Origin of the sequence: Weissella sagaensis (assembly GCF_005405285.1) — a bacterium.
Classification (GTDB): domain Bacteria; phylum Bacillota; class Bacilli; order Lactobacillales; family Lactobacillaceae; genus Weissella; species Weissella sagaensis.
This window is the reverse complement of sequence record NZ_BJDT01000002.1, coordinates 111,319-123,985: the sequence shown is the minus strand read 5'-3', so window position 1 is coordinate 123,985 and position 12,667 is coordinate 111,319. Positions and strand designations below refer to the sequence as shown.

Sequence of the window (12,667 nt, the reverse complement as noted above, 5' to 3'; positions counted from 1 at the left end):
AATGTGTCTATGGAGGAAAGCATGTCAACTTATTCGGATCCACATTTGAAAATTTTTTCGTTGAGTAGCAATCGCCCATTAGCGGAAAAGATTGCCACTTCTATTGGTGTGGAACTATCGGAAATAAATATCTCTCGGTTTAGTGACGGGGAAATTCAAATTAACATTGAGGAGTCTGTCCGTGGCGATAATGTATATGTTATCCAACCGACTTCAGCACCAGTTAATGATAGTTTAATGGAACTACTTATTATGATTGATGCATTGCGTCGTGCAAGTGCGCGTTCAATTAATGTTGTTATGCCTTATTATGGCTATGCACGTCAAGATCGTAAGGCGCGTTCTCGCGAGCCAATTTCAGCAAAATTAGTTGCTAATATGTTACAAATGGTCGGTGCAACACGTGTGTTGGCACTTGATTTACACGCATCACAAATTCAAGGATTCTTTGATATTCCTGTTGATCATATGATGGGTGCCCCTTTGCTAGCTGATTACTTAATTACAACGGGTATTGCAGATGATAATACGGTTGTTGTTTCACCAGATCATGGTGGGGTTACGCGTGCACGTGCTCTAGCAGAACTATTGGGTTCACACGAACCAATTGCGATTATTGATAAGCGTCGTCCTAAGGCTAATGTCGCACGTATTATGAACGTCATTGGTGATGTTAAGGGTAAGCGTGCAATTATGATCGATGACATGATTGATACTGGTGGCACTATTACACAAGGTGCGCAAAAGCTAAAAGATGAGGGCGCTTCAGAAGTTTATGTTGTGGCAACTCATGCAGTATTCTCAGGTAAAGCTGTTGAGAATTTGCAAAATTCTGTTTTTGAGAAAGTTATCGTGACAGACTCAATTAGTTTGCCTGAAGAAAAGCACTTCTCTAAGTTAGTTCAAGTTTCAACAGCTGAACTGATCGGTGAAACAATTAAGCGTATTAATGAAAATAGGCCTGTTTCACCATTGTTTAAGAGTCGCTTCCATCGCACGACTGATTAAGAAAAAGCATATCGTTGTTCTAGCATAGTTTAGAGCAACGATTTTTTATCATAAGGGGAAAATAATGGCAAAAAAGAAAATGATTTTGGACTTAGATACTGGTGTTGATGACGCATTGGCACTTGCATATGCTTTGGCAACACCGGATGCTGATTTGATTGGAGTGGTGACCTCATTTGGTAATACACAAATGCAAACGGCTGCTCAAAACACATTAAAATTATTAGAATTATTGGGTGAGGATAAGGTGCCGGTATTCTTGGGTGCTAGTCATTCGTCGACAACAACTGATTTTGAGACAATGCAGGTATCAAAGGATATTCATGGAGATAATGCCATTGGGGATGTTATTTTGCCTGAACCAAAACAAGATGTGGCAGGACAAACAGCTGTTGATTTTCTAATTGAATCAGCACACAAATATGCGGCTGATTTGGTTGTTGTGCCAACTGGACCATTAACTAATTTAGCAGCAGCATATCAAAAAGATTCGGCGATTGCCGATTTAATTGGTAATGTTACATTAATGGGTGGTGCATTAACAGTGCCTGGTAATGTGACGCCTTATACAGAAGCGAATATTAATCAAGATCCAGCGGCAGCTGACTATGTTTTTAAACATGCAAAGCATCTGGTCATGGTTGGTTTAGATGTGACGTTGCAAACATTGTTGACCAAAAAAGAGACCCAACAATGGCGTGATTTAGGGACTGAAAAAGGACGCGTGTTTGCTGATATTTTTGATTTTTATATTGATGCTTATGATAATTTGAATATCAATAAAGCTGGTGCAGCGTTACATGATCCTTTAGCTGTTGGTGTTGCAGTTGATCCTAAATTAGTCACATTGTTACCACTAAATATGATAGTTGATACTAATGATGGTCGTACAATTGGTGATCCGACTCGTTTGCGCCAGGCACACAAGAATAATTTTGCGGCAGTTGCAGTTGACGAACCGTTTTATTTAGAACGCTTTATGAACTACACGTTAGCTATTTTGAGTTAATACGAAGGTGTTATTGCTTGCAAAAAGGTGTATTGTCGTGTATCATGAATGTTTGTGAGTTATCAAATAAATGATGACTCTCCTTGCCGGCAGGTAGTCGGCCACAGACCAAAAGGAGGAATATATATAATGGCATACGAATTAACTTACATTATTCGCCCTGACATGAATGCTGACGATAAGAAGGCATTGGTTGAGCGTTTTGACAAGATTTTGTCAGATAATGGTGCTACGGTGGCTGAGTCAAAAGACTGGTCATCACGTCGCTTTGCATATGAAATTGCGGGTTACCGTGAGGGTCTATACCACATCGTTAACTTTACTGCAGAAGATGACGCAGCTATTAACGAATTCGATCGTTTAGCAAAGATTTCAGAAGATATCTTGCGTCATATGGTCGTTAAGCGCGAAGTAGCATCAGCTAAGTAATTTTTGAAATTACCTATTAATTTAATAAGTTTGGTGTTTAGGTGTAAAAACCTTGGAAGGAGGCTTTCCATATGATAAATCGTGTTGTTTTGATTGGTCGTTTAACGCGTGATGTTGAATTGCGCTATACGACTAACGGTTCTGCTGTTGCTTCGTTTTCGCTTGCTGTTAATCGGCAATTTACAAATGCCAATGGTGAACGTGATACTGATTTTATTAATGCGGTTATTTGGCGTAAAGCAGCAGAAAATTTTGCTAACTTTACTTCAAAAGGCTCATTAGTTGGTATCGAAGGTCGGATTCAAACACGTAATTATGAAAATCAACAGGGCCAACGTGTTTATGTCACGGAAGTTGTTGTTGAAAACTTTTCATTATTGGAAAGTCGTGCTGAAAGTGAAGCGCGGCGTAGCCAAAATGGTTCAAATAATACGAATAATTTTGGCGGTGGCCAACAAGCTAGTCAAGGGAACTATAATGCTTCGGCATCACAAAACCCATTTGGAGCACCCGCTTCAAATGGTAATGTGTTTAATGGCAACAACTCGGCTAGTTCGCAATCAGCTAATGATCCTTTCGGTGGTGGCCAAGAGATTGAAATATCAGATGACCAACTACCATTCTAATTTATTAAAGACAACATTGTCTTAGACATTCTATCAGGAGGAATTTAATCATGGCACAACAACGTCGTGGTGGCGGACCTCGTCGCCGTCGTAAGGTTGACTTCATCGCAGCCAACCACATTGAATATGTGGACTACAAAGATACTGAATTGTTGGAGCGTTTCATCTCAGAACGTGGTAAGATTTTGCCTCGTCGTGTGACTGGTACTTCATCAAAGAACCAACGCAAAGTTACGACAGCTATCAAGCGTGCTCGTATCATGGGACTTTTGCCATTCGTTGCAGAAGACTAATTTGCTTAAAAAGGCTATCACTTTATAGTGATAGCCTTTTTTGTGTATTTTGTTCATAAAATCAGATAAAATAAACAATAAAGGAGGGTGGTTATGAAAAGGGTTCTATTGTATATTATAATTTTTGTATTGGGCGTACTTGCTGGTGGTGTAGGTGTTCATTATTGGACAGAATACCAAGGGGATAGGACTGAGAGTCAATATGAGTCAAGTTACCGTGGGACGCAAGCTTCTTCTCTTGCTGAGAGTCAGACGAGTAGCGATTCACAGTCAGCATCTTCTGCAGTAGATTTACCATCCCAAGATACTGTGACGAAACGAGTAAATGATGATCTAAACAAATTTATTAAGGAACAAAAGCAGGATTTGATTAAACAAACATCAGTTGATGATGCTGTTGATGCTTTTGAAGATTCTTACCTTGATACGTATGAAAATGAATTACAAGCACAATTTCCGGGTGAGACAAATGAAAATCAAATTGAACATTTAATTGATGTCGCTGTAACAACAATCAATGTCCACCAAAAAGTAACAGATGCGAAATAATTCGTGTGTGTATACGGGGCATTTATGAAAAAAAGCACAAAAAAAGAGAGTGATGATTATCACTCTCTTTTAAGTAGTGGACAAGCAGGGGCTCGAACCCTGGACCCACGGATTAAGAGTCCGTTGCTCTACCAACTGAGCTACTTGTCCAAAAAAGTATATGTTGTCTCATAACAACGTATATAATATTAACACATAATAAATCAACATACAAGATGTTTTTAGATAAAAAGTCAAAACTAATTATCGATGGACAAGCAGGGGCTCGAACCCTGGACCCACGGATTAAGAGTCCGTTGCTCTACCAACTGAGCTACTTGTCCAATAAATTAAGTGTTGTCTCACAACAACGAATACTAATATATCATATAAATCAATACTATGCAAGCTTTTTCGTAATAAAATAGAGGGTTGCTTTTTTTAAAAACCCGTGTAAAATCAATTGATAAATAAATATTTAAATATTTTGTAGATTTAATCGTTAGATGAATGGGCTAACAAGTTTCTACCGCCTACCCAAGTTATAGGCGACAATCCACAAATGTTCTAAAATACGTGAGTTAATGGGCATTCGTAGGATTCTATACTATTCTACTAATGCTTTTTTTATACAAAAAAATGGAGGAATGATGGCTAATTATAGTATTGCTAATAAATTTGTACCAATGGGTTTGACGTTTCAAGATGTGACGTTACCAATCGACAAGACGGAAAATAAACAAGATGAAGTATTGATGCAAACTATATTGACGCCAACGTTAAAGTTAAATAAGCCAATTTTGTCAGCTGCTATGGATACGGTAACAGAATCAACAATGGCGATTGCTTTGGCTAATTTTGGTGGTTTGGGTGTTATTCACAAGAATATGCTGATCAAAGATCAAGCTGCTGAAATTAAAATTGTAAAAGATATTCACGTTGATTTTAAAACAGCGCCAAATGCAGCAGTTGATGCGCATAATCGGTTATTAGTTGCTGGTGCTGTTGGTGTAACTTCAGATACGATTGATCGTGTGACTGCTTTAGTTGAAGCAGGAGCTGATGCAATTGTGCTAGATTCAGCACATGGTCATTCAGAAGGTGTTTTGCGTAAGATTAGTGAGGTACGCAATGCCTTCCCTAAAATTAATATTATTGCTGGTAATGTGGCAACTAAAGCAGGGGCAAAAGCTTTATATGATGCCGGTGCCGATGTTGCTAAAGTTGGTATTGGGCCTGGCTCAATTTGCACAACTCGTGTTGTTGCTGGTGTTGGCGTGCCGCAAATTTCAGCAATTGCAGCGGCTCAAGAAGCGGCGCATGAGTATAACAAAGCGATCATTGCCGATGGTGGTATTAAAACGGCAGATGATATGAGCAAGGCAGTTCTAGCTGGTGGTAATGCTATTATGCTAGGATCAGTATTAGCTGGTACATTTGAAACGCCAGGCGAGGTCATTGTTGACGAAAAGACAGGGCAACGTTACAAAGCTTATCGTGGTATGGGTTCAATTGCGGCTATGGAAAATGGGTCAAAAGATCGTTACTTCCAAGGTGAAGTTAATGAAGCTAATAAGATGGTTCCAGAAGGTATTGAGGGACGAACAGCTTATAAAGGAGAGTTGCTAGACGTTGTTGTGCCGATGATGGCAACAGTAGCAAAAAATATTGGGCAAGCTGGTTTTAAATCAATTACACAAGCAGCTAATGAAGGTCAATTATTGAATACAACAACAATGGTTGATTATGCACAAGTTACACAGAATAAGCGTATTATCACAACAAAGGAGGCATTTGCATAATGATTAGTCAAGGTGGATTAGGGTTAGATGAAGTGTTGTTAGTACCTAGTGCTTCAGATGTATTGCCCAATACAATTGATATTCAAACGCAACTAGCTGATCAAGTGAAATTAGCTATTCCAGTTATTGGATCAGCGAACTTTACAACTGTGAATCGAGCAATTGAATTTGCACAAGAAGGTGCACTTGCTATCTTACCTTCAGCATTGGCTACCATTGAAAATATAGCCACAGTTAAAGCGAAAGATTCCCATTATTTAGTGGGGGCTATTGTGGATAATGCAACAAATGCCAATGCATTAGTTAACGCTGGTGCTGATGTTCTTCAATTAGTTGTAACGAACGATACAGATGCTTTGGTACAAAATATTGAAATGATTAAGGCGACAAATCAAACAGTTCCATTATGGGTTGGGCCAATTAATGATTTGGCTATCGCTAAACGTGCTTTAGCAGCTGGTGCTGATACTATTATTGTAGCTAATGCAGACGGTAAATCATTAGTAAATGTTGTTACAACAGTAATGTCGTTTGCGCAATTAGCTGCTGAATATGATGGCAACGTTATTTTGGGATCAGATGTAAAATATTCAGGCGATGTTGTGAAAGCTTTGGCGGCCGGTGCTGTAGCTGTTATGGTTGATGACGCCATTATGACTGATGTGATTGCAGATAATCTTTTCCAAATTAGTGGTGGTTTACGTTCGGGAATGGGGTATACCGGATCAGGTGATGTGTCCACACTACGTCGCCAAGCACAATTTGTCCAAATTACTGCTGCTGGTTTAACAGAAAGTCATCCACATGACGTTGAATTGACGAGGGATGCACCAAATTATCATCAACGTTAAATTTAAAAGATGCATCAAAAAACGACCATCACATATGTGATGGTCGTTTTTAATGATGGACAAGCAGGGGCTCGAACCCTGGACCCACGGATTAAGAGTCCGTTGCTCTACCAACTGAGCTACTTGTCCAAAAAAGTAATAGTTGTTTTTTAACAACGTTTATAAATATATCATGTATATACATATAATGCAACAAAATAATTGCTTTTTCTAAATATTTAGGTATAAAAGTCGTTTGAATATCTAAATTAGAATTTTTTTGATTTGCGAATATTTTGAAATTATTCAGAGATAATTATTTATAAATAAAGTATAATGTGGACTGCCATATCATTTATGAAGTTTTATTTTGGTAAAATTGGCTCGCATGCTATAATGAAAATCAGAGACCCACATTGGGAGGAATGATAATGAGTAAAATATTAGTTGTAGATGACGAAAAGCCTATTTCAGATATTATAAAATTTAATTTGACTAAAGAGGGTTATGAAGTTGCAGTCGCAATGGATGGTCGTGAAGCTTTAGATTTATTTGAAAGTGAAACGCCTGATTTGGTATTGTTAGACCAAATGTTACCTGAGGTTGAAGGAACAGAAGTGTTACGTCAAATTCGAACAACTTCTCAGACGCCAGTTATTATGGTGACTGCTAAAGATTCAGAAATAGATAAAGTTTTAGGATTGGAAATGGGTGCGGATGATTATGTCACCAAGCCATTTTCAAATCGTGAATTATTAGCGCGAATTAAAGCTAATTTGCGTCGTAAGTCATCCGTAACGGGTCAGGGCCAAGTTGATGATAGCGGTGATATTAAAATTGGTGCTTTGACAATTCATCCGGAAGCTTACATGGTTTCTAAGAATGGTCAAGATATTGAATTGACGCATCGTGAATTCGAATTATTGCATCATTTATCAAAGCATATTGGTCAAGTTATGACGCGTGATGACCTGTTGCAAACAGTTTGGGGTTATGATTATTTTGGTGATGTACGAACAGTTGATGTAACAGTGCGTCGAATTCGTGAAAAGATTGAAGAAACACCTAGTCATCCACAAATTTTGATGACACGTCGTGGTGTAGGTTACTATCTAAAAGCTTCAGAAGAATAAAGTGTTTAGACACAGAGGCTAGTGCCTTGCCGAAATGGCATGGGACTAGCTTTTTTTCAATTAAGAAAGGTAGTATATAAAAGATATGGAAAGTGGGCATAAGCGACGTCGTTTTTTTGCGTCGATTCATTTTAAAATTGCATTGGTCTTTACGTTAACGCTAATTGTGACTTTGGAATTAGTGGGTGCTTTTTTCGTGCGTCAATTAGAACAGCAAAGTTTATCAACATTCCGTGATCAAATTACACTACCTGCCTATGTTGACGATTCGTTAACGCAACAGTTAGCTAGTAATAATCAGCGTAATGTTAATCAAAATATTCATACAATTTTAAATTCTACCAATAATGCAGCTATTTCAGAAATTCAAGTTTTTGACACCGTTGGTATTTTACGAGGAACTAGTGATGTTAATAATCAAGATGAAATTGGTAAAAAAACAACTGATACCAACGTTAAAGCTGCAATTGCGGGAGGAAAGTATAAAAAAAATGTCATTGTGACGCAGAATGGACTGCGTTATCAACTAGTTATCAAAACTTTAACAAATACAGTTGATGGTGAAAGTAATGTGGTTGGTGTGGTTGTTGTACGTGCTAGTGTAGAGACCGTTTATGATAATTTATCTAAAATTTCATTTATTTATTTTGCGTCAATGGTGTTTGCAATTGTGCTAGGAATTATCATGGCGATATTTATTTCACGTAGTATCACACGCCCAATTGCACAAATTAGTGCACGAACTAATAAAATTGCCCAAGGTGATTATTCTGGAGGGATTAATGTCCATACAGATGACGAAATTGGTCAATTAGCACAAAATGTTAATATGCTAGCGGAACGGATAGAAGAAACAACTAATTCAATGGACTTTGAACGGCGACGTTTGGATTCAGTTCTTGAATATATGACTGATGGCGTGATTGCGACCGATAGGCGCGGCAATATTAATATCATTAATATTGCAGCCTTAAGAATGACAGGGCTTGCAGATAATCATGATGCAATAGGACGTTCAATTCTAGATATCTTACGCATTGCCGATCAATATAGTTTGCGTGATTTATTGGACAATCGTCATGAATTATTGTTAGATTTTAGTACCAATGAACATCAATTAATGATTCGGGCATACTTTAGTTTAATTGAGCGGTCATCCGGATTTATTTCTGGATTAGTCATTGTGTTGCATGATGTTACTGAACAGCAGCGCACTGAACGAGAACGTCGACAATTCGTATCAAATGTGTCTCACGAGTTAAGAACACCATTAACATCAGTTAAGTCATATGTTGATGCCTTGCAAGATGGTGCATTAGAAGATCCAGAAGTGGCTCATAGTTTCTTGAGTGTTGCACAAGATGAAACAACACGTATGATTCATATGATTAATGACTTGTTAGAATTATCACGCATGGATTCTGGTACGATGAAAATTGATAATGAATTTATCAATATTGCTAATTTATTTAATTATGTTTTAGATCGTTTCGATATGATTATTGCAAATGATGATAAACCTGAAAAATATTATACCGTTAAACGAGTTATTCCAGATTTTCAAATTTGGGTTGATGTCGATACATCAAAGTTAACTCAGGTGCTTGATAATATTATGAATAATGCAATTAAATATTCTCCTGATGGCGGTGTGATTACGGCACGACTAGAAGATCATCAAACTGAGGTTGTCTTAAGTATTACAGACCAAGGTTTGGGTATTCCAAATAAGGATGTAACGCAAATATTTGATCGTTTCTTTCGTGTTGATAAAGCACGTTCACGTGCACAAGGTGGTACTGGGCTTGGTTTGGCAATTTCTAAGGAAATTATCGAACGTTTTGGTGGCCGCGTTTGGGTTGAATCAACTGAAGGCCGTGGATCAACATTTTTTGTAGCATTACCATATGAGCCATACAACGAAATAGATGATGATTGGGATGATGGTGATTGGGATGAAGAAAGATAGGCAATGGCGGATTCGCTTAATTTATTTTCGACAACGATATGGTTTAATCATAGCCCTAATTATTGCCATTTTAATTAGCGTATTTTTGTCAGTTCAATTATGGCAAACACCAGGACATGTCACGCAAAAAAAGCAAATAACAGCTACACAACAAGAAGAAGCTGTGGGGAAGAATTTAGCGAATGTTTACGGCCTTTCAAAATTGACGTTTAATGGTAAATCAAAAAATTTAAGCGTGTTGGATTATCAAGCAGTTTCCTCGAAATTAATTTCGCGAGTTAAAGGTTGGCATCTGAAGTATAAAGGTGATCAGAAACTTTCTAAAAGCGCTTATTTGCAATCTTTATCAAAGCAAAATATGCTTGTGATGAGTTTTCCGGATTCAGTGTCAGGAAGTGTTATTAAAAACGTGTTTGGTAAGGATATCAAAATTGCTGATAATGTCATGATTGATCACGTACGTTTGCCACAAAGTGGAACAAATATTATTTTGTATAATGATGCTCATCATAAAACTTATCATTATCAAGGAACTGATGTTGTACAAACGATTAAACAGGTGAAACGTAGTGAAAGTGCAGTACCGGTAGATTATCGATGGATTGGTAAGCATGTTGTGACTGCACCAACAGAACGTGTTCAGTTACAGGCGCACAGTTATTTATTGAATTCTGATGATACGATGGCACAATTATTAAAAATTTTCCCTGATGGTGGCAAACGCACAGTTAATAATGATCAAGAAATTCTGACTTATACAAATGGGAATAATCAGCGTATGACTCGTAATATGACGACTGGTATCATTAGTTATGATGCGTATGGTATAAATGATCATGTTGATCAAGTTAGTCAACGACAACGGCAAGGTTATCAATGGCTAGTTGATTTGCATCAATTGACGGATGATTTATATTATTTTGAAGAAACTAATAATGCCAAGTCGTTAATGTACCGTTTGTTTGTAAATGGATTGCCTGTATTTAACCAAACTGATAATGGTACGGTACAGGTAAAACAAAAACCTAATAACCATGAACAAATTATTTTGTCGCAATATTCATTACGGGTGCCGTTACCAACTGATAATAAAAATAAAGTAACGTTACCAACGATGGATGAAGAAATTAATAAATTAATGGCAGCTGGGATTGATAAAACTGATATTCAAAAAATTTTACTGGGTTATCGTTGGCGACTTAATCCCAAAGATCAAATTGTGACGTTAGAACCAACTTGGTATTTTGAACAAGATCATGTATGGCGTTCGGTAGATAACTGGACAGCTGATAAAGGAGGGCAATAAATGGATTTTAAAAAAGTCTTAACTGCCTTCTTGATTGTCTTTGTGTCTTTGGATATATTCTTAGGTACGCAATGGTTACGACAATATCCATTTAATGATCGTCGTACAACGGAAGAACAAATTATAGACGAGATGCATGATGATGGTATTGCTTACCGGACATTGTCAAAGAGTCGTACAACAGGATCGTATGTGGCTGGTAAAGATGGTAGGAGTATTTTGGCTGCACATCAAGCACAGTTGAATCATGATTGGAAAAGTAAAATGGTAGGCGATACGTTGAAGGTAACGATGCCTACACCAGTTAAATTACATTATCCAAGTAAAAATGATATTCATGCTTTGAATGATTTTATAAAGCAGGACGATCAAGTTATCAATGGTTCCCAATATAAGTTGAGCACTAAATTGAGTGAAATTGCGCAAAAAGATAATAAATCAGCAAATAAATTATATGTTTATGTACAAAAGATTGCGAAAGAGAAAAGAACATTTACTACAAAGCGTGCGCAAATTATTTTTGAAGTCACACCAAATCATGAAATTAAGGGGTATGAACAACGTTATATAAGTGATACACAGTATTTACGGGATGACGTACAATTAATTTCTGAAGAGCAAGCATTGATTTCATTGTATCAATATAATGATTTATCGAATAACAGTCAGATTACCTTTTCACAATTAGGGTATCGTGAAATGACGACCGTAGGAAAAGATGTTATTTTTGTGCCAACATGGCAATTTTGGGTGTCGAATAATAAACGGAAGGCAACAATTATTACAGTTAATGCAATAAATGGTGCAATTATGAAATAAAGGTTTTACAACGTGTTAAAATATAACAAGTGGTGGAATCAGAAATAAAAAGCCGCTTGTTTTAGGATAACTAAAATAAACGGCTTTTTATTTGATAAGGAGTTAGGAATGTCAAATGATTTTAAAGTATCAATGTTAGCATCTGGTAGTAAAGGTAATGTGACATACATTGAAACTCCCAGACATAAGGTGCTTGTTGATGCTGGCTTATCAGGTAAAAAAATAACGGCGCTCATGTCACAAATTGGGCGTTCACTAAATGATGTTGATGCATTATTTGTGACACATGAGCATAGTGATCATATTGCTGGCGTAGGCGTGTTGGCGCGTAAGTATGGTATGGATGTTTATGCTAATCAAAAAACATGGCAGGCGATGGCTGGTAAAATTGGAAAAATTAATACCGATCAAATTCAATTATTTGAACCAGGTCAAACCAAATTAATGGATGATTTGGACATTGAAAGTTTTGGCGTTTCGCATGATGCGGCTAATCCGCAGTTTTACGCTTTTCATCATGATAATAAAACTTTTGCTATGTTGACAGACACGGGCTATGTAAATGATCGTATTGTGGGGACATTAAAAAATGCGGATGCAATTTTGATGGAAGCCAATCATGATTATGAAATGTTACGTATGGGGAGTTACGCCTGGCCATTAAAACAACGTATTTTGGGTGATCAAGGGCATTTATCTAATGAGGATGGCGCATTAGCGTTAACCCAGATATTAGGTAATCGTACAAAACAAGTTTATTTAGGTCATTTGAGTCAAGAAAATAATCAAAAACCCTTGGCACATTTGACTGTACAATCAGTTTTGTCAGAACATGATTTTGGGGTAGATCATGATTTTAATTTACTAGATACAGATCCAAATATTGCAACGAGATTGATTCAAATATAGCCTGGG

The 12,667-nt window shown here is 37.2% G+C and carries 13 protein-coding genes, 3 tRNA genes and 1 riboswitch; of the genes, 13 read left to right on the top strand and 3 right to left on the bottom strand.

The annotated features are described in order from the left end of the window. Window positions 1-21 precede the first annotated feature (21 nt). The 6 genes from FFM55_RS03235 to FFM55_RS03210 all read left to right on the top strand — a co-directional run bounded on the left by FFM55_RS03235 (window position 22) and on the right by FFM55_RS03210 (window position 3,914). Window positions 22-1,008, top strand: a complete 987-nt coding sequence (locus tag FFM55_RS03235; RefSeq protein WP_042492997.1) for a ribose-phosphate diphosphokinase — start codon at window positions 22-24, stop codon at window positions 1,006-1,008. Between the two features lie 64 nt (window positions 1,009-1,072). After that, a complete protein-coding gene (locus tag FFM55_RS03230; protein WP_137600480.1) occupies window positions 1,073-2,017 on the top strand; it encodes a nucleoside hydrolase in 945 nt (314 codons plus the stop codon). Between the two features lie 129 nt (window positions 2,018-2,146). After that, window positions 2,147-2,446: a 30S ribosomal protein S6 gene (gene rpsF, locus FFM55_RS03225; RefSeq protein ID WP_042492995.1), complete on the top strand. Its 300-nt coding sequence runs from the start codon at window positions 2,147-2,149 to the stop codon at window positions 2,444-2,446. Window positions 2,447-2,517: 71 nt separating this feature from the next. After that, complete coding sequence (ssb, locus tag FFM55_RS03220; RefSeq protein ID WP_042492993.1) at window positions 2,518-3,072, top strand: single-stranded DNA-binding protein; 555 nt, start codon at window positions 2,518-2,520, stop codon at window positions 3,070-3,072. Between the two features lie 50 nt (window positions 3,073-3,122). Beyond that, on the top strand, window positions 3,123-3,365 hold the full coding sequence (rpsR, locus tag FFM55_RS03215; RefSeq protein ID WP_042492992.1) for a 30S ribosomal protein S18: 243 nt from the start codon (window positions 3,123-3,125) through the stop codon (window positions 3,363-3,365). A gap of 93 nt (window positions 3,366-3,458) precedes the next feature. Then, the gene (locus FFM55_RS03210) at window positions 3,459-3,914 is read left to right on the top strand and encodes a hypothetical protein (protein ID WP_042492991.1); all 456 of its coding nucleotides are present in this window, start codon (window positions 3,459-3,461) and stop codon (window positions 3,912-3,914) included. 77 nt (window positions 3,915-3,991) lie between these two features. On the opposite strand, the gene FFM55_RS03205 is transcribed toward FFM55_RS03210, so the two are convergent. Next, window positions 3,992-4,064: transfer RNA gene (locus FFM55_RS03205), tRNA-Lys, on the bottom strand. A 100-nt stretch (window positions 4,065-4,164) separates the two neighbouring features. Further along, window positions 4,165-4,237 (bottom strand) — tRNA-Lys (locus FFM55_RS03200). 127 nt (window positions 4,238-4,364) lie between these two features. Then, a riboswitch (purine riboswitch) is annotated at window positions 4,365-4,468 on the top strand. A 75-nt stretch (window positions 4,469-4,543) separates the two neighbouring features. Between FFM55_RS03200 and guaB the strand changes: the two genes are divergently transcribed. Together guaB and FFM55_RS03190 are read left to right on the top strand one after the other, a co-directional pair. Beyond that, the gene (gene guaB / locus FFM55_RS03195) at window positions 4,544-5,695 is read left to right on the top strand and encodes an IMP dehydrogenase (RefSeq protein WP_042492989.1); all 1,152 of its coding nucleotides are present in this window, start codon (window positions 4,544-4,546) and stop codon (window positions 5,693-5,695) included. Beyond that, the gene (locus FFM55_RS03190) at window positions 5,695-6,546 is read left to right on the top strand and encodes an IMP dehydrogenase (protein ID WP_137600479.1); all 852 of its coding nucleotides are present in this window, start codon (window positions 5,695-5,697) and stop codon (window positions 6,544-6,546) included. Before guaB ends, FFM55_RS03190 begins: the two co-directional genes overlap by 1 nt. A gap of 56 nt (window positions 6,547-6,602) precedes the next feature. Here FFM55_RS03190 and FFM55_RS03185 read toward each other — a convergent pair. After that, a tRNA-Lys gene (locus FFM55_RS03185) sits at window positions 6,603-6,675 on the bottom strand. 281 nt (window positions 6,676-6,956) lie between these two features. Here FFM55_RS03185 and yycF point away from each other — a divergent pair. The 5 genes from yycF to FFM55_RS03160 all read left to right on the top strand — a co-directional run bounded on the left by yycF (window position 6,957) and on the right by FFM55_RS03160 (window position 12,661). Then, window positions 6,957-7,658 carry a response regulator YycF gene (gene yycF, locus FFM55_RS03180; RefSeq protein ID WP_042492987.1) on the top strand — a complete coding sequence of 234 codons (702 nt, stop codon included), beginning with the start codon at window positions 6,957-6,959 and terminating at the stop codon, window positions 7,656-7,658. An 85-nt stretch (window positions 7,659-7,743) separates the two neighbouring features. Next, a complete protein-coding gene (walK, locus tag FFM55_RS03175) occupies window positions 7,744-9,627 on the top strand; it encodes a cell wall metabolism sensor histidine kinase WalK (RefSeq protein WP_042492986.1) in 1,884 nt (627 codons plus the stop codon). After that, window positions 9,614-10,933, top strand: a complete 1,320-nt coding sequence (locus FFM55_RS03170) for a two-component system activity regulator YycH (protein WP_165206661.1) — start codon at window positions 9,614-9,616, stop codon at window positions 10,931-10,933. The genes walK and FFM55_RS03170 overlap by 14 nt, the downstream gene beginning before the upstream one ends. Continuing rightward, window positions 10,934-11,752 (top strand): two-component system regulatory protein YycI, encoded by an 819-nt coding sequence (locus FFM55_RS03165; RefSeq protein ID WP_042492984.1) that lies wholly within the window; start codon window positions 10,934-10,936, stop codon window positions 11,750-11,752. A 108-nt stretch (window positions 11,753-11,860) separates the two neighbouring features. Continuing rightward, the gene (locus FFM55_RS03160; protein ID WP_137600478.1) at window positions 11,861-12,661 is read left to right on the top strand and encodes an MBL fold metallo-hydrolase; all 801 of its coding nucleotides are present in this window, start codon (window positions 11,861-11,863) and stop codon (window positions 12,659-12,661) included. The last annotated feature ends 6 nt before the right edge of the window (window positions 12,662-12,667 follow it).

What these genes read in the sequence shown, in the direction of transcription:
- FFM55_RS03235 (WP_042492997.1), top strand. Translation starts at nt 22, where the DNA reads ATGTCAACTTATTCGGATCCACATTTGAAAATTTTTTCGTTGAGTAGC.
- FFM55_RS03230 (WP_137600480.1), top strand. Translation starts at nt 1,073, where the DNA reads ATGGCAAAAAAGAAAATGATTTTGGACTTAGATACTGGTGTTGATGAC.
- rpsF (WP_042492995.1), top strand. Translation starts at nt 2,147, where the DNA reads ATGGCATACGAATTAACTTACATTATTCGCCCTGACATGAATGCTGAC.
- ssb (WP_042492993.1), top strand. Translation starts at nt 2,518, where the DNA reads ATGATAAATCGTGTTGTTTTGATTGGTCGTTTAACGCGTGATGTTGAA.
- rpsR (WP_042492992.1), top strand. Translation starts at nt 3,123, where the DNA reads ATGGCACAACAACGTCGTGGTGGCGGACCTCGTCGCCGTCGTAAGGTT.
- FFM55_RS03210 (WP_042492991.1), top strand. Translation starts at nt 3,459, where the DNA reads ATGAAAAGGGTTCTATTGTATATTATAATTTTTGTATTGGGCGTACTT.
- guaB (WP_042492989.1), top strand. Translation starts at nt 4,544, where the DNA reads ATGGCTAATTATAGTATTGCTAATAAATTTGTACCAATGGGTTTGACG.
- FFM55_RS03190 (WP_137600479.1), top strand. Translation starts at nt 5,695, where the DNA reads ATGATTAGTCAAGGTGGATTAGGGTTAGATGAAGTGTTGTTAGTACCT.
- yycF (WP_042492987.1), top strand. Translation starts at nt 6,957, where the DNA reads ATGAGTAAAATATTAGTTGTAGATGACGAAAAGCCTATTTCAGATATT.
- walK (WP_042492986.1), top strand. Translation starts at nt 7,744, where the DNA reads ATGGAAAGTGGGCATAAGCGACGTCGTTTTTTTGCGTCGATTCATTTT.
- FFM55_RS03170 (WP_165206661.1), top strand. Translation starts at nt 9,614, where the DNA reads ATGAAGAAAGATAGGCAATGGCGGATTCGCTTAATTTATTTTCGACAA.
- FFM55_RS03165 (WP_042492984.1), top strand. Translation starts at nt 10,934, where the DNA reads ATGGATTTTAAAAAAGTCTTAACTGCCTTCTTGATTGTCTTTGTGTCT.
- FFM55_RS03160 (WP_137600478.1), top strand. Translation starts at nt 11,861, where the DNA reads ATGTCAAATGATTTTAAAGTATCAATGTTAGCATCTGGTAGTAAAGGT.